We start from the raw sequence: 16,991 nt of genomic DNA on the forward strand, positions 1-16,991 counted from the left end.
TCAGACCACCCCCCGCAGGTGGTCGACCAGGGCCGCACCCCGCGCCCGGTTGACCACCGCGACCAGGTCGATCCGCACCCCGCCCGGTGGGGCGGGCGGCCACTGCGGGTCGGTGGGCCCCGGATCGTAGCCGGGCCCCGCCAGCCGGGCGAAGTGCTCCGGCCAGCGCTCGGCCATCCACCGCTCGGCGAGGCGTTGCAGCCGGGCGGCCTTCGTCCGGTCGATGGCCTCGGCGGGCTGCTGGAAGCCCCGCTCGGAGCGGGTCTTCACCTCGCAGACCGCCACGGTGTCGCCGTCGAGGGCGACGATGTCCAGCTCGCCCTCGACGCAGCGCCAGTTGAGGTCCAGGATGCGGAGCCCGGCCTCCGCGAGGCGGCGGGCGGCGACCCGCTCCCCGTACCGGCCGAGCCCGTTCCTGGTGGTGCGGCCCGGGACGGCCTGCGGGGCCCTCCCGGCTGCGGCCGTGTCCGGTACGGCCTGGTCCTGCACGACGGTGTGCTGCATGGTGACCACCTCCGCCGAGGAGGCTGCACCAATGCGCGCGCCGGGGCCCGGGAATTCCCGTTCCCTGTGGATAACTCGGGTTTCCGGCCCGCTCCTGTCACCCGCAGGGGTGAGAAGACCCGCTGCCGCCGAATTCGGCTGGACACCGCGGGCCGGAGTCGTTCAACGTCAGTTCCCGAAGCCGGACTCGTCCGAGGGCAGCTCCAGATCGCTCTTCGCGAGTTCCTCGATGTTCACGTCCTTGAAGGTCAGCACCCGGACCTTCCGGACGAACCGGGCCGGCCGGTACATGTCCCAGACCCACGCATCCGCCATCGACACCTCGAAGAACACCTCTCCCTGGACCGAGTGCACCTGCAGCTCGTAGTCGTTGGTGAGGTAGAACCGTCGCTCGGTCTCGATCACGTACTTGAACAGGCCGACGACGTCCCGGTACTCCCGGTAGAGCTTGAGCTCCATCTCGGTCTCGTACTTCTCGAGATCTTCGGCACTCATCCAGGCGTCCCCTCAACTTGTCACGTCCACCCATTGTGGACCACCGCACCCACGGTCAGAGCCGTACCGGATCCACCGGCGGGCCCTCGACCAGCAGCCGTTCCAGGAAGTCCGCCAGTCCGGCCGGATAGACCGTCTCGGCGGTCCCCCTCAGTTCCTCGACCGTCCACCAGCGCGCCCCGAGCAGCTGGGCGTGCTCGTCCGCACCCATACCCGAGTGGTCCAGCCCGGTCTCCGTGGTCCGGGCCAGGTGGAACCATTGCTCCTGCTCGTAGCGCTGTCCCCGAAAGGAGAACGACACCGTGCCGTACGCCACCAAGGGCCCCAGGGGCACACCCCGCAGGCCGGTCTCCTCCGCGAGCTCCCGCTCGGCGGCCCCGCGCACGTCCTCCCCCGCCTCCAAGCCGCCGCCGGGCGTGAACCACCACGTCTCCCCCGGGGTGGCCGGGTCGGCCCCCAGGAAGAGGAGGATGCGGTCCTGCCCGTCCAGCAGCAGGATCCGCGCCGCCCTGCGGCGCCGTGCGGTCATGGCCGGGCTCCCCACTCCTTCCGTTCGCGTCGGTGGCGCTACCGATCCTGCCACCCGGCGCCGCCGTCCGGGGCGATGTTCGGCAGAGCGGCCCGCCGGGCGACGCGCCCGCTCAGGAGCTGCGCCCCCGCAGCCGGCGGACCAGGCCGGCCACCCCGCCCACCGCCGAAGTCACCAGGATCAGCGCGGCGCCCCCGGCGGCGGCGTAGGTGGCGGGCCCCAGCGGCCCCGGCCGGGAGGCCTTCGGGCCCGCGAAGCCGTCGAAGTCCGTGGCCCGGTCGAGCAGGCCCGTCCGGCCGAAGGGCAGCACGGTGGCCTCGACCCTGGCCTCGACGGCCTCGGCCGGGACGGTCCCGCCGTCGACCTCCAGGTGGGTGCGGGAGTCGAGCGAGCCCACCCGGTTGTCGCCGAGCAGGAACAGCCGGCCCTGCGGCACCGTCGCGCTGAACGACTCGCCCTGGCGGCCCTGCGTCGCGAGGTAGGGCTCGTCCACCGGCTGCCCGTTGACCGTCAGCCGGTGCTCGGCCCCGGTGGTGGCGACGGTGTCACCGCCGACCGCGACCACCCGCTTGACCATGAGCTCGCCGCCCCAGGCCTCGTCCCGGAAGACGACCACGTCGCCCCGCCCGATGTCGCCGCCGCCGACCTTGCGGGCGAGCACGGTGTCCCCGGCACGCAGCGTCGGGTGCATCGAGGCGGTGGGGATCTTGTACGGCCGGTAGTCGACGGCGATCAGGGCGAAGCCGCCGACCATCAGCACGAGCCCGAGCGCCAGGGCGACGCCCTGCAGCACCGCGGCGGGCCGGCGGGGCGCTCGGCCGGGCGGGGCCGGGTGGTCGGCCGGCTGCTCCACGACACTGCTCATCGACACCGTCCACGTCTGGCCGACCGGAGAACACCACTGGCACGCCGGGGGCTCGGGCGCGAACGCCGACGGGCCGTGGCACGTCCGAGCAGACTACTCGTCGGTACCACGGCCCGCGCAAGGGCCGGAGCCGACCCGGTGGGTCAGGATCCGGCGGAGCTCAGGACTCCGTGCGGCGCTCCGCCCGACCCCGTACCCGACGCACCAGCGGCAGCAGGGCGACGGCCCCCACCGCACCGGCCACCGGGGGCGCCAGCGGCGCGGCCGCCGCCAGCCCCTTCTGGTCGAAGGTGTCCGGCACCGGCAGCGTCGACCAGTGGTTGACCGGCCAGGCCACCACGAAGGCGCGCCCGATCACGTTGTCCACCGGAACGGTGCCGCCGCCCGGCTGGTCCATGTGGAAGCGGGAGTCCAGCGAGTTGGCGCGGTGGTCGCCCATCACCCAGATCCGGTCCTTGGGCACCTTGACCGGGCCGAAGGGGTGGTCGCCGCAGGGGGTGTTGCCCTGGTAGACGTACGGCTCGTCGAGCGCGGCGCCGTTGACCTTGACCGGCCCGTCGCCCTCGCACTCGACGGTGTCCCCGCCGACCGCGATGACCCGCTTGATCAGGTCCTTCTCGTTGGCGGAGGGCATCAGGCCGACGAAGCTCAGCACGTCCTGCACACCGCGGAGGAAGGAGTTGCTGCTCTGCTGGGTCGGCTCGTCGTTCAGCCAGCCGCCCGGGTCGTGGAACACCACGACCTCACCGCGCTCGGGTTCGGCTCCGAACCACGGCGTGAGCTTGTCCACCAGGACGCGGTCGCCGACCTGCAGCGTGTTCTGCATCGACTCCGAGGGAATGGAGAACGCCTGGACGAAGAAGGTCTTGATCACCAGCGCGAGTACGAGCGCGATGCCGACCAGGATCGGCAGTTCCTTCCAGAACGAGCGCTGCTTGCGCGGCTTGGACGGAGCCTCCGAGTCCGACCCGTCCGCGGGCTCGGCCCCCGCGTGCGGGGAGTCCGGGGGGTCCTCCGGCCCGGAGCCGCTCTGCCCGTCGGCGGTCTGCGCCGCCGCGTCCTCGACCGAGGCCGAGGAGGCCGCGGACTCGGCGGACCGGTCCGCCCGACGGCCCGTGCCCTCGGGCTCTCCGGCGCCTGATCGGGCGCCGATCACCAAATCCCCCACAACGTCTCCTCCCTGCTGTGCGGACGCCCGCGCGCCCGCGCTCAGAGTGCCGCACAGCGGGCACCACGCTCACCACGACCGTGAACTCCTCAGGGCTGCCCACCGCGGACTCCCCTGACACCAGCACGGCCTCGGCACACGGCCGGAACCACTCCCGGCCGCACCTGCACTTCTCTATCACTCCAGGGCATCCGGCTCGCGGTCCCACACGCGAGGCCCGCCGGTCCGCGGCCGGTTCGGCTCACTCCGGAGGCCGCCTCGGCCGACGGCCGACGAACGGAAGGATGCCCAACACACCCATAACGAGCGGAGGTTCCACAGGAACCGGCCCAACATCCACCGAATCCGCGGCAGTTCCGCCGGCCTGCGGCATCCGGGCGAGAGAGGAGAGTGAACCGGGCGCATCGAGTTGATGGAAGCGGTCCAGCGGCCAGGCGATCACGAACGCGCGACCGACCACGCCGCTCAGCGGGATCGTCCCCTGGCCCGGACCGCCCATGTGGAAACGGGAGTCGGCGGAGACATCCCGGTGGTCGCCCATGACCCAGAGCCGCCCCTGCGGCACCTGGATCCTGAAGGCCTGCCGGGACGCCGGGTTGCCGGGTGCGAGGTAGGCCTCCTCCACCGGATGGCCGTTGACGCTGAGGCGCCCCTGCGCGTCGCAGCACTCGACGGTGTCCCCGCCGACGCCGACCACGCGCTTGATCAGGTCCTGCTCGTCGTCGGAGGGCAGCAGACCGACGAAGGCCAGCACCTGCTTGGCCGCAGCCGGCACCGGGCCGTCGTGGGACGGCTTGCGGTCGTGCTCCAGCCAGCCGCCCGGGTCCTTGAACACCACGACGTCGCCGCGCTGCGGCTCACTGCCGAACCAGGGGGTCAGCTTGTCCACCAGTACCCGGTCCCCGACCAGGATGGTCTGCTCCATCGAGCCCGAGGGGATCACGAACACCTGCACCAGGAAGGTCTTCATCACCAGCGCCACCAACAGGGCCGCCAGGACGATCAGCGGCACCTCGCGCACCAGCGGGCGCCTGCGCCGGCGGGCCGCCCTGCGGGCGCTGCGACGGCGCTCGGCCCGGCCGCGCGGCGGCGGGGCCCCAGCCGGGCCGCGGTCCGCCTCGCCGTCCTCCTCCGCGCCCGCGCCGACGGCACCGTCACCGGCCGCGCCGGCGGCGCCGTCACCGGCCGCGCCTGCGGCACTGCGGCGGCCGGCCGCCGGGGCCTCGGCCGTCCGCCCCCTACCTCTGGCCCCCATGACCGCCCGTCCCCGCCGTCGCGGCGAAGGCCGGGGGCCGGTCCAGGCCGGTCCAGCGCGAGAACGGGTAGACCACCCAGTCCGCCCGGCCGATCACCTTCTCCTCGGGGACGAAGCCGCCACCGGGCTCGCCGAGGTGGTCGCGGGAGTCCCGGGAGGCGCTGCGGTGGTCACCCATCACCCACAGCTCACCGGCCGGCACCACGATGTCGAAGGCCACGGCGGACGGGTCGTCGCCCGGGGCCAGGTAGGAGGTCTCGTCGACCGGCACGCCGTTGACGGTGATCGGCGCGCCCGGCCCGGTGCTGGTCACCCGGTCACCGCCGACGCCGATCACGCGCTTCACGTAGACGGTGTCCCCGGCCGGGGCCAGCCCGAGGTCCCGGGCGAAGGAGCGCAGGCCGTCCCAGAAGCCGGAGGGCTTCGCCGACTCGCGCAGGAAGGAGCCCGTCCCGTCGAACACCACGACGTCGCCGCGCTGGGGGTGGCCGCCGAAGGCGTAGGCCAGTTGGTTCGCCACCAGCCGGTCGCCCGGGCGCAGGGTCTCCTCCATCGATCCGGAGGGCACCGAGAACGGCCGGGCGACGAAGGCGTTCACCAGCAGCAGCGCCGTCAGGCAGATCCCGACCAACAGCAGCAGGTCGCGCGAACGCGAGTGCCCGGGCTCCTCGTCCTGGTCGGGCTCCTGCTCCGGGCCGTCACCCCCGGCACCGTCGCGCTGCTCCGGGCCCTCCACCGTCTCCTCGGCGGATCCCGCGGCGGCTTCCCCGGCGGCCTGGCCGACGGCTTCCGCAACGGCTTCCCCGGCGGGACCCTCAGCGGCTTCCGCCACGGTTTCCGCGACGGGCCCGTCGGCGGCACCGCCGGCAGCCCGCCCGGCGCCGCCGCCGGAAACGACCGCGGACCGCGACAGCGAGTCCGCACCGGAGGGTGCGGGACTGCCGTCGCGGTCCGCGGGTGGTTCGTGCGTGCTCATCGGGGGGTGAGCATACCGTGCGGCCGTTCGGCCCCCTCAGAGCGTTCCGATCCCCCGGCCGGGCCGGGGGCCGGTGGATCAGCGGTCGCGCTTCTCCTTGATCTTCGCGGCCTTGCCGCGGAGGTCACGCAGGTAGTACAGCTTGGCGCGGCGAACCGCACCGCGGGTCACGACCTCGATCTTCTCGACGACCGGGGTGTGCACCGGGAAGGTGCGCTCCACGCCGACGTTGAAGCTGACCTTGCGGACGGTGAAGGTCTCACCGATACCGGCGCCGTGGCGACGGATGACGACGCCCTGGAAGACCTGGACACGGGAGCGGTTGCCCTCGATGACCCGGACGTGGACCTTCAGGGTGTCACCGGCGCGGAAGGCCGGAATGTCGCTACGCAGCGAGGCCGCGTCGACAGCAGCGAGCTTGTTGCTCATGTTGCTCTCCATCGCAGGCGCCACGGGCCGCCCACGGAAAATCGTCACAATGGGGTGTGCTGCGGGCCGCATCGGCTGACGACGATCCCCCCGTGGCGGGGGCGCCGGTCCACGTGCCCCCAAGGAAGGGAACCAGCGACAGACAGCAGCCGCCTATTCTTCCACACCTTCGGCCACGGGCCGAAATCGGCCGAGCCGCTCGTCCCAGGCCAGGCCGAGGATGCTCAGCGCCTCGCGCTCCTTCTTGTCGAAAGCGCCGTACTGCCAGCGCTCGACCAGGTCGGGCCGGTTCGCCAGGGTCCGGGCGAAGGCCTGCTCACGGCGCCAGCGGGCGATCCTGCCGTGGTTGCCGCTGAGCAGCACGTCCGGCACCGTGCGGCCGCGCCACTCGGCGGGCTTGGTGTAGACCGGGCCCTCCAGCAGGTCGGCCATCGCGCCCGGCGCGAAGGAGTCGTCGCGGTGGGACTCGGCGTTGCCGAGCACCCCGGGCAGCAGTCGGGCGATCGCCTCCACCATCACCAGCACGGCGACCTCGCCGCCGGCCAGCACGTAGTCACCGATCGAGGCCTCGACCACCGGCATCCGGGTGGCCGCCTCCTCGATCACCCGACGGTCGATGCCCTCGTACCGCGCGGGGGTGAAGGCCAGCCAGGGGCGCCCGGCCAGCTCCTGGGCGAGCTCCTGGGTGAACGGGCGGCCGCTCGGGGTGGGCACCACCAGGGTGGGCACCTGGCCCTCGGGGCCGTCGGCGACCACCGCGTCCAGCGCCTCGCCCCACGGCTCGGGCTTCATCACCATGCCGGGGCCGCCGCCGTACGGGCTGTCGTCGACCGTGCGGTGCACGTCGTGGGTCCAGTCACGCAGGTCGTGGATGTGCACGTCGAGCTGGCCGCGGGCGCGGGCCTTGCCGACCAGCGAGACGTCCAGCGGCTCCAGGTACTCGGGGAAGATCGTGACGACGTCGATCCGCATGCCGTCCCGCACCTCCCGCACCTCCCGCACACCGCCCGACGCGGCTCCGGCAGTCGCCTCGGCACCCGCCGCGGCGCGCTCCTCCGCGCTCACTGCGACTCCTCCGAGCCCTCGATGCCCTCCGCGCCCTCGCCGTGCCCCGAGCCCTGCGCGTCCTCGGAGCCCTCCGCGCCCTCGGCGCGCCCGGCCGAGGAGGTCCCCGCGACCTCGGCCTGCTCCGGGTCGATCAGCCCGGCCGGCGGGGTGATCACCGCGCGCTGGTTCTCCAGGTCGATGGTCGGCACGATCTGGCTGACGAAGGGCACCAGGACCTCCGTCCCGTCGGCCTTCTTCACCGTGAGGAGGTCCTGGTACGGCAGGTGGACGACCTCGGTCAGCTCGCCGACCGGGGTGCCGTCCAGCAGCACCACGTCCAGGCCGATCAGCTGGTGGTCGTAGTACTCCTCCGGGTCCTCGGGGCGCTCCTCCGGGTCGACCTCGGAGATGAGCAGGGTGCCGCGGAGGGCCTCGGCCGCGTTGCGGTCCTTGACGCCGACGAAGCGCAGCAGCAGCCGGCCGCTGTGCACCCGGCCGGACTCGATGGTCAGCGGTCCGGTCGACGCGGGGTCGGTGAGCAGGACGGCACCGGGGCCGAGCCGGAGTTCCGGCTCGTCGGTGCGGACCTCGACACTGACGTCCCCCCTGATGCCGTGGGCACGGCCGATCCTGCCGACGACGAGCTGCACGGTGATCGTTCTCCTGGAAGTCCTGAGCCGCAGCGGAAGGCGACGGGCTGCGAAGCGGTGATGCGACGGAAAGCGGAAGCGGATGGGAATGCGAAAAAGGCCGACCGGGACGACATGCGTCCCGGTCGGCCTCACAAGCCCTGACGGCTGAACGAGCAGCAGCGTCAGCGAATGTTGTCCACGTCGACCAGGTCGACCCGGACGTTGCGACCGCCGAGGGCGCCGACCACGGTGCGCAGAGCACGCGCCGTGCGGCCGCCCCGGCCGATCACCTTGCCGAGGTCATCGGGGTGCACCCGCACCTCGATGGTGTTACCCCGACGCAGGTTGCGCGAGCGCACCTGCACCTCGTCGGGGTGCTCGACGATGCCCTTCACCAGGTGGTCGAGGGCGTCCTCGATCACGATCAGGCCTCGGCGGCGGCGTCGGCCTCAGCCTCGGCCTTGTCCGACTTCTTGGCCTTCGGGGTGATGGCGACGCCGGTGGTGGCGTCCTCGAAGCCGGCGACGGCCTTCGCGAACAGGTGCGAGAAGTCCTCGACCTTGGGCTCGGCGACCTTCAGCGGCTCCGGAGCCGGCAGGCCCTTGAACTTCTGCCAGTCGCCGGTCAGCTTCAGGATGGCGAGCACCGGCTCGGTCGGCTGGGCGCCGACGGACAGCCAGTACTGGGCGCGGTCGCTGTCGACCTCGATCTTCGAGGGGTTGTAGGTCGGCTGGTAGATGCCGATCTCCTCGATCGCACGGCCGTCACGCTTGGTGCGGGCGTCGGCGACGACGATGCGGTAGTGCGGGGAGCGAATCTTGCCGAGACGCTTCAGCTTGATCTTGACTGCCACGGGAGTGGATTCTCCTGGTGTTGACGTGGGTGAGCGGGCTCGCCGACCGCGTGGGGTTGCGGGGCGGACCGTTCAAGGGACACGCCAGCCGTAGGAGAGAGGGGTCCTGCCCGGCTGCCGAGTACTCAGCTGTCCATTCTGCCACACCGGCGGAAACCGCCAGCACGCGGGACCGGGCCCCCCGGTCAGGGCTCGACCGGGAGCCCCCGCTCCCGGTCCAACCCGAAGACGTCACCGCCGTGCTGCACGTCCGCTCGTTGCGACGCTCATTCCGGCCGGACCGCCGCCCGCACAGCAGCCCGCCGGGACGTCGGCAACTAAGCGATCTTGAAGGGCTGCTGGCACGCGCCGCAGACGATGGACGCCTGGGCGAGCACCGAGGGAACGACCCGGACGTTGCGCCCGCAGCCGCAGACCGCCTTGACCCGCACACCGCCCCCGGAGGAGCCGTGCCGGGCCGCGGGGCCGCGGAAGGCGCGCGTGACGCCGTCGCCGGCCACCGCCTCCTGGTGCGCCCCGAGCGCGCGGTCCAGGCGCTCGATGGTCTCGGCGTACCGCTCCTGGGTCTCCTTGAGCATGGTCACCTGGGAGAAGCCGCTGCTCGCGTGCGGCTCGACCGGGTGCGCCAGGCCCAGCTCGGAAGCGAGCATCAGGAAGCGCCGGTTGTGGTAGCGGCCGGCCCGCGAGGTGTCCCGGATGTCCCGGGCCGCGGCCAGACCGTGGGCGGCCTCGTGCAGGAGGCGCTCGAAACCGAGCCGCGTCCCGCAGGCCGAGGAGGACTCTCCGATCAGCGCCTCGGGCGAGGCGAGGTCCGGAAGGTCCTGGTGGTGGGCCTGGATGTCGCTCCAGGCGGCGGCCAGTTCGGCCGCGAGAACGAGGGGCTGTGTCGTGCTCACGCTAGACCAACGATGGAGTGCGAGCCGATGTTCCGCATGTTCTCGTTCCCGGGGAATTCACAGGGAACTCCCAGGAATGCGAGGCCGCGCGCGAATTGCGCGTTCCGGATCTGACGCAAGACCAACCCCCTGCCGGTTTCGGTCCGTCGTGACGTCGACGGGCCTGGTGAGAATTCCGTCCGGGGAGCGGGCTGTCGCCACCCAGGACGTACGGCCCGTGGGTCTGCCGGATTGACAGGGCCACGGGCCGTACACCGTACCGCTATTCGGTTAATACCGGGAGTTGACCGGCCAGTAGGGATGTCCGTCGCACGGACGCACCGGAACGGTTACCGGATTCTTACCCATCCGCATTCCGGGCAAATGTCGCCGGTGCCGGTCATTGCCCACGGGCGGTCGGCGACCGGCGACCGGCGACCGGCTCCCGGCTCCCGGCTCCCGGCTCCCGGCTCCCGGCTCCCGGCTCCCGGCTCCCGGCTCCCGGCCGAGGGTCAGTAGGCCCGGGCGACGAGCGCCACGTTGCCCTCCTGGTCGTCCGCCTGCGGCACCGAGCCGTCGGCCGCGACGATGCAGCGGACCGTGACGCCCTGCTCGGCCAGCTTGGCCTCGCCCTCCGCGCCGAGCTCGGCCCAGGAGATCCGGCCCCAGCCGGTCGCGGCGGCCTCGACGGCCTCGTCGATGGTCTTGACGTCGACCGTGCGGGACTCGCGGCGCTCGCGGGACTGGCGCAGCAGCAGCGCCTGGTCCTCCTCCAGCACGCCCGGGACCAGCGCGGCCAGGCCGTCGACGGACACCGGCTCCTTGCCGCCGGGGATGCGGCGGGCCAGCATCGCGGTGCCGTTCTCCAGGTCGCGCGGGCCGACCTCGATGCGCAGCGGGACGCCCTTGAGCTCCCAGTCCACGGCGCGGCGGCCGAACGGGGTGTCGGTGCGGTCGTCGACCACGACCCGGACGCCGGCGGCCTCCAGCTGGGCGCCGATCTCACGGACCTTGGCGATGACCGCGTCGTCGCCCTTGATCGCGAGCACGACGGCCTGGACGGCGGCCAGGCGCGGGGGCACCCGCAGGCCGTTGTCGTCGCCGTGGGACATGATCAGGCCGCCGACCATGCGGGTCGAGACGCCCCAGGAGGTCTGCCAGACGTGCTCGCGCTCGGCGCCCTGCAGCTGGTAGGTGGTGTTGAACGCCTTGGCGAAGTTCTGGCCCAGCTCGTGGCTGGTGCCCATCTGCAGCGCCTTGCCGTCGCCCATCATGCCTTCGAGGGTGAGGGTGTTGATGGCGCCGGCGAAGCGCTCCTTGGCGGTCTTGCGGCCGAGCACGACGTCGATGCCGAGCACGTTCGTCATGAAGTCGCCGTAGACCTGGGTGTGGATCATCGACGCGTAGTCGCGGGCGTCCTCGTAGGTGGCGTGGGCGGTGTGGCCCTCCTGCCAGAGGAACTCGGTGGTGCGCAGGAAGACGCGCGGACGCAGCTCCCAGCGGACCACGTTGGCCCACTGGTTGATCAGCAGGGGCAGGTCGCGGTGGCTCTGCACCCACTTCGAGAAGTACTCGTTGATGATCGTCTCGGAGGTCGGCCGGACGACGACCGGCTCCTCCAGCTGCTTGCCGCCGCCGTGGGTGACCACCGCGAGCTCGGGGGCGAAGCCCTCGACGTGCTCGGCCTCCCTGGTCAGGTAGGACTGCGGGATGAACATCGGGAAGTAGGCGTTCTGCGCGCCGGCCTTCTTGATCCGCGCGTCCATCTCCTGCTGCATCCGCTCCCACAGGCCGTAGCCGTACGGTCGGATGACCATGGTGCCGCGCACCGGACCGTTGTCGGCCAGCTCGGCCTTGTTGATGAGGTCCTGGTACCAGCGCGGGAAGTCTTCCGCCTGAGGGGTGAGAACGGGTGCCTTAGCCATGGGGCGAATGGTACGGGGCCCGGGGCCCCGGTTTCGAATCGGTATCGCCGGACGGGGGCGCACCACCGCGACGCGCGCGCACCACCCTGCACCCCTCTGGACTCCGGGCCCGACCCGCTGTTCGCTGGTGTGGGGCGGGACTTTGGGGGAGCCGTAGCAGCACACCGAAGGACCGGATGGGAGGCCGCCATGGCTTCAGCTCGGACGACCGGCGCGACCGCACGACCGACGGGCGCACGACCGCACCACCCGCGGACCGGGGCAGCCCGCCCCGCGCGGGCGCGCGACTGGGCGGAGATCCAGGAACGCATGCTGGTACCGCTCTACGAGGCGGTCTACGACCGGCTGGAGGTCGGCCCGGCGAGCAGCGTGCTGGGCCTGGGCTGCCGGTCCGGACTGGCCCTGCTGCTCGCGGCCGGCCGGGGCGCCCAGGTCGCCGGGCAGGAGCCGGCGGACGAGCTGCGCGAGCTGGCCCGCGACCGTCGGCTGCGGGTGTGCGCGGGGCCCCGGCCGGCGGCCGCCGTCCCCCGGTCGGCCCATTCTCTGGTGACGGTCTTCGAGCAGCTGCCGGGGGCCGCCGACCCCGCTCCGGTGGTCGCCGCGGCGGCCCGGCTCACCCTCCCGGGCGGGCACGTGGTGCTGGCCGCCTGGGGGCCGCCGGAGCGCTGCGAGAGCGCCGCGGTGCTGGACCTGGCCCGGCGGATGGCGGGCCGGACCACGGCGCGCGACCCGTTCGAGCTGAGCGCGCCCGGGGCGCTGGAGGACCTGCTCGCCCCAGCCGGACTGCGGCCGGCCGGCAGCGGGCGGGTGAGCTGCCCGTTCGCCTACGCCGACCTCGACAGCGCGGTGCGCGGGCTGCTCTCCACCGGCCTGTTCGAGCCGGCCGAGGAGTTCTCCGGGGCCTCGCTGGTGGCCAAGGAGCTGGAGGAGGCGCTCCAGCCGTACCTGCGCGCGGACGGATCGGTACGGATGGAGAACCTCTTCCGCTACCTGGTCGCCGAACGCCCGCGCTGACCCCGCCGGCCGGCCACGCACCCACCGGCGCGCGGACGGACGAACCGGACAGACGGGTGAACCGACCGACGGACGGAAAAACCGGGGGCGCCCGCCATCATGGCGAGCGCCCCTGGCCCCGGCTTCACGCCCGGTCGATCGACTTCCCCTCGCCTCCGTCGGAGCCCTCGCCCCCGTCCGCCCCGCCCGTCCCGTCGGAGCCCTCGCCCCCGTCGGCCCCGTCGGCCCCCTCCCGCGGCACCCCCGCCGCCCGGTACGCCGCCGCCTCGTCCAGCGTCTCCGCCTCCAGCAGCGCCGCCGCCAGCGCGTCCAGCCGGTGCCGCTGCTCGGTCAGGATCCGCACCGCGTCGTCGTAGCACTCCGAGACGATCCGCCGGGCCTCCTCGTCCACCGCGTCCAGGGTGGTCGGCGCGGCGGAGAGCCCGTACGCGCCCTGCGGGTCGGAGGGCACCGCGGTGAGCCGGCCGACCCGCTCGCTCATCCCCCAGCGCCCGGCCATCCCGCGGGCGATGTTGGTGACCTGCTCCAGGTCGCTCTCCGCGCCGGTGGTGATCACCCCGTAGACCACCTGCTCGGCCGCCATGCCGCCGAGCGCACCGATGATCCGGCCGCGCAGGTAGGGCTCGGTGTACGAGTAGCGGTCGTTCTCCGGGGTGGAGAGGGTGACGCCGAGCGCCCGGCCGCGCGGCACGATGGTGATCTTGCGGACCGGGTCCGCGCCGGGCTGGAGCATGCCCAGCAGCGCGTGCCCGCTCTCGTGGTACGCCGTCCGCTCGCGCTCCTCCTGCGGCATCACCAGCGGCCGCACGGCGCCGAGCTGGACCTTCTCCAGCGCGTCCGAGAGGTCCCGCTCGTTGACGGCGTCCTGCCGGCGCTTGACAGCCAGCAGCGCGGCCTCGTTGACCAGGTTGGCGAGCTCGGCGCCGGTCATCCCCGGGGTGGCCTTGGCCAGCTGGTTGAGGTCGGCGTCGCCGGCCAGCGGGACGCTGCGGCTGTGGATGCGCAGGATCGCCGCGCGGCCCTCCCGGTCGGGCGGGCTGACGGTGATCCGCCGGTCGAAGCGGCCCGGGCGCAGCAGCGCCGGGTCGAGCACGTCCGCCCGGTTGGTCGCGGCGATCACGATGACGCCCTCGGAGCCGGTGAAGCCGTCCATCTCGGTGAGGATCTGGTTGAGCGTCTGCTCGCGCTCGTCGTGCCCGCCCATGCCGCCGCCGGCGCCGCGCTGGCGGCCGATGGTGTCGATCTCGTCGATGAAGATGATCGCCGGGGCGACCTTGCGGGCCTCGGCGAACAGCTCGCGGACCCGGCTGGCGCCGACGCCGACGATCATCTCGATGAACTCGGAGGCGGAGGCGGAGAAGAACGGCACGTCGGCCTCGCCCGCCACGGCCCGGGCCAGCAGGGTCTTGCCGGTTCCGGGCGGGCCGCTCAGCAGCACCCCGCGCGGCATCTTGGCGCCGAGCCTGCGGTAGCGCTCGGGGTTCTTCAAGTAGTCGACGACCTCGGTGAGTTCGGCCTCGACCTCGTCGATGCCGGCCACGTCCGCGAAGGTGGTGCGCCTGCCCTCCTCGGCGGTGACCGGCTTCGGCGGGGCCTTGCGCCCGAGCGGCCCGCCGCCGAGCCCGCCGGCCATCCGGCGGGCGAGCAGCACCCAGATGAAGATCAGCAGCAGCATCGGGGCGAGCGAGATCAGCAGGTTGGTGAGGAAGCTGCGCTGCTGGACGGGCGAGGTGGCGGTGACCTCGACGCCCTTCTGCTGGAGGGTGCTCCAGAGGTTGTCGCCCGCGAAGGACGGCCGCTGGGTGTCGAACTCGGTGTAGTCGCCCTTGCCGCCGTCCGGCTTGGGCTGGGCGCTCTTGAGGGTGCCCTCGATCGCGTCGCCCTTGGCGTAGATCTTGGTGATGTTGCCCTTGTTCAGCTGGTTGTTGAACTCGGTGTACGAGATCGTGGTGGCACCGGCGGGGCCGAAGAAGGACAGCAGCAGGTCCGAGATCAGGAACACCACGAGGGCGGTGAGGGCGAGGCCCACCCAGCCGCCGGGCATCCGGCGCTTGGGCGGCGGCGGGGGCGGGGCGCCCTCCGAGCGCCAGGGCTGGTCGGGGGTCTGACGCGGCGGCACGGGTTCGGTCACTCATCGGACGATACGGACAGGTGCTCGGGCGGGCCAATCGCAACGCCGCGCCCGGGCCGCCGGACGGCCGCGCCGCCCCCTCCCACCAGCGGCTATGCCGCGGCGCCCGGCCACTCCTCGGCGGTCAGCGCGAACCGCTCGTGGTCGCGCCAGTCCCCCTGGAGGAACAGCATCCGCGGCGAGAAGCCCTCGTGCCGGAAGCCCAGCCGCTCGGCCATCGCGATCGAGCGCTCGTTGTCCGGCTGCACGTTGATCTCCAGTCGGTGCAGCCCGAGCCCGCCGGACGGCTGCGGGGCGAAGCAGCGGTCCACGACCAGCCGCATGCCCTCGGTCATCCGCCCGGTGCCGTTGAACGGCAGGTACGAGTCGTAGCCCAGCGTGGCGTTGCAGAACCGGCCGAGCACGATGTTGGCCACGTTGACCTTGCCGACCAGCCCGCCGGTCTCCCTGTCGACGATCAGGAAGGTGCGCAGCCCGGAACCCTGGCGCTTCAGCAGGTCGGGCAGTCCGTCCGGCTCGACCGGGTTCCACTGTCCGATGTGTTCTGCGGACCGCCGGACCGCCTCGGCGTACCCGGCCGCGTCCTCGGACCTCGGGGCCCTGATCATCACTCGCATGCCCCCATCATCGGACACGCGATCGGCCCGCCGCCCGGAAACACCGGACGACGGGCCGATCGGAGTCGATCAGGGCCGGTCGGGGACCGACCGGCACCGCCCAGGGACTACAGCATGTCCCTGAACTCCTTCGGCAGCTCGAAGTCGGCCGGGCCCTTGCCCGCGCCGAGGCCGAAGGCGCCGCCGTCCGCCGGGGCCTGGCCGGCGCCCGGGCCGAGCGCACGGCGCTGGGCGGCCGCGGCCTCCTCCTGCGCGCGCTTCAGCGGGTTGCCGCTCTTGCGCTTGCCCTTGGCCTGCGGGGCCTTCTTGCCGGACTTCTTCGCGCCGCCGCCCATCCCGGGGATGCCCGGCATGCCGGGCACGCCCTTGCCGGAGGCCATCGCGGACATCATCTTGCGGGCCTCGAAGAACCGCTCGACCAGGTTCTTCACCTCGCCGACCTGGACACCGGAGCCCTTGGCGATGCGGGCCCGGCGGGAGCCGTTGATCAGCTCCGGCTCGGCGCGCTCGGCCGGGGTCATCGACTTGATGATCGCGCCGACCCGGTTGACGTCCTTGTCGTCGATGTTGTTGATCTGCTCCCGGATCTGGCCCATCCCGGGCAGCATGCCGAGCAGCTTGGAGATCGAGCCCATCTTCTGGACCTGCTCCAGCTGGGACAGGAAGTCGTCCAGGGTGAACTGCTTCGGGCCGCCGCGCAGCTTGGCGGCGATCTTCTCCGCCTCGGCCTGCGAGAAGGTCTGCTCGGCCTTCTCGATCAGCGAGAGGACGTCGCCCATGCCGAGGATGCGCGAGGCCATCCGGTCCGGGTGGAAGGCGTCGAAGTCGTCGACCTTCTCGCCGTTGGAGGCGAACATGATCTGGCGGCCGGTGACGTGCGCGACCGACAGGGCGGCACCGCCCCGGGCGTCGCCGTCGAGCTTGGAGAGCACCACCCCGGTGAAGTCGACGCCGTCGAGGAAGGCCTGCGCGGTGGTGACGGCGTCCTGGCCGATCATCGCGTCGACGACGAACAGGACCTCGTCCGGGTTCACCGCGGCACGGATGTCGGCGGCCTGCTGCATCAGCTCGGCGTCGATGCCCAGGCGGCCGGCGGTGTCGACGATGACGACGTCGTACTGCTTCTGCTTGGCGTACTCGATCGAGTCCTTGGCCACCTGCACCGGGTCGCCGACGCCGTTGCCCGGCTGCGGGCCGTAGAAGGCCACGCCGGCGCGCTCGGCGACGACCTGGAGCTGGTTGACGGCGTTGGGGCGCTGGAGGTCGCAGGCGACCAGCAGCGGGGTGTGCTTCTGCTTCTTCAGCCAGTGGCCGAGCTTGCCCGCGAGGGTGGTCTTGCCCGCGCCCTGGAGGCCCGCGAGCATGATCACCGTCGGGCCGCTCTTGGCGAACCGCACCCGGCGGGTCTCGCCACCGAGGATCGCGATGAGCTCCTCGTTGACGATCTTGATGATCTGCTGCGCCGGGTTCAGCGCGCCGGAGACCTCGACGCCGAGCGCCCGCTCCTTGACCTGCCGGATGAAGGCCCGCACGACCGGCAGCGCGACGTCCGCCTCCAGCAGCGCGATGCGGATCTCGCGGGCGGTGGCGTCGATGTCCGCCTCGCTCAGGCGGCCCTTGCCCCGGAGGTTCTTGAACGTCGCTGCGAGGCGATCGGAAAGGGTGTCGAACACGTC

18 protein-coding genes are annotated in these 16,991 nt (G+C 72.7%); 1 reads left to right on the plus strand and 17 read right to left on the minus strand.

Annotated features, from left to right (window positions below):
* From ACH5AR_RS30575 to proS, 14 genes are all read right to left on the minus strand, one after another.
* Positions 1 to 504, minus strand: coding sequence for a YraN family protein (locus ACH5AR_RS30575; RefSeq protein ID WP_396304777.1), 504 nt, complete (start codon positions 502 to 504; stop codon positions 1 to 3).
* A 168-nt stretch (positions 505 to 672) separates the two neighbouring features.
* Positions 673 to 999 (minus strand): DUF2469 domain-containing protein, encoded by a 327-nt coding sequence (locus ACH5AR_RS30580; RefSeq protein WP_030056781.1) that lies wholly within the window; start codon positions 997 to 999, stop codon positions 673 to 675.
* A 55-nt stretch (positions 1,000 to 1,054) separates the two neighbouring features.
* Complete coding sequence (locus tag ACH5AR_RS30585) at positions 1,055 to 1,528, minus strand: NUDIX hydrolase (protein ID WP_396304778.1); 474 nt, start codon at positions 1,526 to 1,528, stop codon at positions 1,055 to 1,057.
* A 112-nt stretch (positions 1,529 to 1,640) separates the two neighbouring features.
* Complete coding sequence (gene lepB / locus ACH5AR_RS30590; protein ID WP_396304779.1) at positions 1,641 to 2,393, minus strand: signal peptidase I; 753 nt, start codon at positions 2,391 to 2,393, stop codon at positions 1,641 to 1,643.
* 160 nt (positions 2,394 to 2,553) lie between these two features.
* A complete protein-coding gene (lepB, locus tag ACH5AR_RS30595; RefSeq protein WP_396304780.1) occupies positions 2,554 to 3,561 on the minus strand; it encodes a signal peptidase I in 1,008 nt (335 codons plus the stop codon).
* 241 nt (positions 3,562 to 3,802) lie between these two features.
* The gene (gene lepB, locus ACH5AR_RS30600) at positions 3,803 to 4,816 is read right to left on the minus strand and encodes a signal peptidase I (protein ID WP_396304781.1); all 1,014 of its coding nucleotides are present in this window, start codon (positions 4,814 to 4,816) and stop codon (positions 3,803 to 3,805) included.
* Positions 4,800 to 5,552, minus strand: a complete 753-nt coding sequence (lepB, locus tag ACH5AR_RS30605; protein ID WP_396304782.1) for a signal peptidase I — start codon at positions 5,550 to 5,552, stop codon at positions 4,800 to 4,802. The genes lepB (ACH5AR_RS30600) and lepB (ACH5AR_RS30605) overlap by 17 nt, the downstream gene beginning before the upstream one ends.
* A gap of 318 nt (positions 5,553 to 5,870) precedes the next feature.
* The gene (gene rplS / locus ACH5AR_RS30610; protein ID WP_030306736.1) at positions 5,871 to 6,221 is read right to left on the minus strand and encodes a 50S ribosomal protein L19; all 351 of its coding nucleotides are present in this window, start codon (positions 6,219 to 6,221) and stop codon (positions 5,871 to 5,873) included.
* Positions 6,222 to 6,374: 153 nt separating this feature from the next.
* Positions 6,375 to 7,193 (minus strand): tRNA (guanosine(37)-N1)-methyltransferase TrmD, encoded by an 819-nt coding sequence (gene trmD / locus ACH5AR_RS30615; protein ID WP_396304822.1) that lies wholly within the window; start codon positions 7,191 to 7,193, stop codon positions 6,375 to 6,377.
* 89 nt (positions 7,194 to 7,282) lie between these two features.
* Positions 7,283 to 7,918 (minus strand): ribosome maturation factor RimM, encoded by a 636-nt coding sequence (gene rimM / locus ACH5AR_RS30620; protein ID WP_396304783.1) that lies wholly within the window; start codon positions 7,916 to 7,918, stop codon positions 7,283 to 7,285.
* 164 nt (positions 7,919 to 8,082) lie between these two features.
* The gene (locus tag ACH5AR_RS30625) at positions 8,083 to 8,322 is read right to left on the minus strand and encodes an RNA-binding protein (RefSeq protein WP_030056773.1); all 240 of its coding nucleotides are present in this window, start codon (positions 8,320 to 8,322) and stop codon (positions 8,083 to 8,085) included.
* A 2-nt stretch (positions 8,323 to 8,324) separates the two neighbouring features.
* Entirely contained in the window at positions 8,325 to 8,753 is a 429-nt protein-coding gene (gene rpsP / locus ACH5AR_RS30630; protein ID WP_196946892.1) for a 30S ribosomal protein S16, read from the minus strand.
* Between the two features lie 317 nt (positions 8,754 to 9,070).
* Positions 9,071 to 9,649, minus strand: a complete 579-nt coding sequence (locus ACH5AR_RS30635; protein WP_396304784.1) for a hypothetical protein — start codon at positions 9,647 to 9,649, stop codon at positions 9,071 to 9,073.
* A gap of 491 nt (positions 9,650 to 10,140) precedes the next feature.
* A complete protein-coding gene (gene proS / locus ACH5AR_RS30640) occupies positions 10,141 to 11,553 on the minus strand; it encodes a proline--tRNA ligase (RefSeq protein ID WP_396304785.1) in 1,413 nt (470 codons plus the stop codon).
* A gap of 309 nt (positions 11,554 to 11,862) precedes the next feature.
* Between proS and ACH5AR_RS30645 the strand changes: the two genes are divergently transcribed.
* Complete coding sequence (locus ACH5AR_RS30645; RefSeq protein ID WP_396304786.1) at positions 11,863 to 12,567, plus strand: SAM-dependent methyltransferase; 705 nt, start codon at positions 11,863 to 11,865, stop codon at positions 12,565 to 12,567.
* Positions 12,568 to 12,691: 124 nt separating this feature from the next.
* Here the strand turns inward: ACH5AR_RS30645 and ftsH are convergent, their stop codons facing one another.
* The 3 genes from ftsH to ffh form a co-directional block, all read right to left on the minus strand.
* The gene (gene ftsH, locus ACH5AR_RS30650) at positions 12,692 to 14,698 is read right to left on the minus strand and encodes an ATP-dependent zinc metalloprotease FtsH (RefSeq protein WP_396304787.1); all 2,007 of its coding nucleotides are present in this window, start codon (positions 14,696 to 14,698) and stop codon (positions 12,692 to 12,694) included.
* A gap of 92 nt (positions 14,699 to 14,790) precedes the next feature.
* Complete coding sequence (locus ACH5AR_RS30655) at positions 14,791 to 15,315, minus strand: GNAT family N-acetyltransferase (RefSeq protein WP_396304788.1); 525 nt, start codon at positions 15,313 to 15,315, stop codon at positions 14,791 to 14,793.
* Positions 15,316 to 15,422: 107 nt separating this feature from the next.
* Positions 15,423 to 16,988 carry a signal recognition particle protein gene (gene ffh / locus ACH5AR_RS30660; protein ID WP_396304823.1) on the minus strand — a complete coding sequence of 522 codons (1,566 nt, stop codon included), beginning with the start codon at positions 16,986 to 16,988 and terminating at the stop codon, positions 15,423 to 15,425.
* Positions 16,989 to 16,991: the final 3 nt, after the last annotated feature.

Source organism: Kitasatospora sp. NPDC018619 (assembly GCF_044391605.1).
Classification (GTDB): domain Bacteria; phylum Actinomycetota; class Actinomycetes; order Streptomycetales; family Streptomycetaceae; genus Kitasatospora.

What these genes read in the sequence shown, in the direction of transcription:
- ACH5AR_RS30575 (WP_396304777.1), bottom strand. Translation starts at nt 504, where the DNA reads ATGCAGCACACCGTCGTGCAGGACCAGGCCGTACCGGACACGGCCGCA.
- ACH5AR_RS30580 (WP_030056781.1), bottom strand. Translation starts at nt 999, where the DNA reads ATGAGTGCCGAAGATCTCGAGAAGTACGAGACCGAGATGGAGCTCAAG.
- ACH5AR_RS30585 (WP_396304778.1), bottom strand. Translation starts at nt 1,528, where the DNA reads ATGACCGCACGGCGCCGCAGGGCGGCGCGGATCCTGCTGCTGGACGGG.
- lepB (WP_396304779.1), bottom strand. Translation starts at nt 2,393, where the DNA reads ATGAGCAGTGTCGTGGAGCAGCCGGCCGACCACCCGGCCCCGCCCGGC.
- lepB (WP_396304781.1), bottom strand. Translation starts at nt 4,816, where the DNA reads ATGGGGGCCAGAGGTAGGGGGCGGACGGCCGAGGCCCCGGCGGCCGGC.
- rplS (WP_030306736.1), bottom strand. Translation starts at nt 6,221, where the DNA reads ATGAGCAACAAGCTCGCTGCTGTCGACGCGGCCTCGCTGCGTAGCGAC.
- trmD (WP_396304822.1), bottom strand. Translation starts at nt 7,193, where the DNA reads ATGCGGATCGACGTCGTCACGATCTTCCCCGAGTACCTGGAGCCGCTG.
- proS (WP_396304785.1), bottom strand. Translation starts at nt 11,553, where the DNA reads ATGGCTAAGGCACCCGTTCTCACCCCTCAGGCGGAAGACTTCCCGCGC.
- ACH5AR_RS30645 (WP_396304786.1), top strand. Translation starts at nt 11,863, where the DNA reads ATGCTGGTACCGCTCTACGAGGCGGTCTACGACCGGCTGGAGGTCGGC.
- ACH5AR_RS30655 (WP_396304788.1), bottom strand. Translation starts at nt 15,315, where the DNA reads ATGCGAGTGATGATCAGGGCCCCGAGGTCCGAGGACGCGGCCGGGTAC.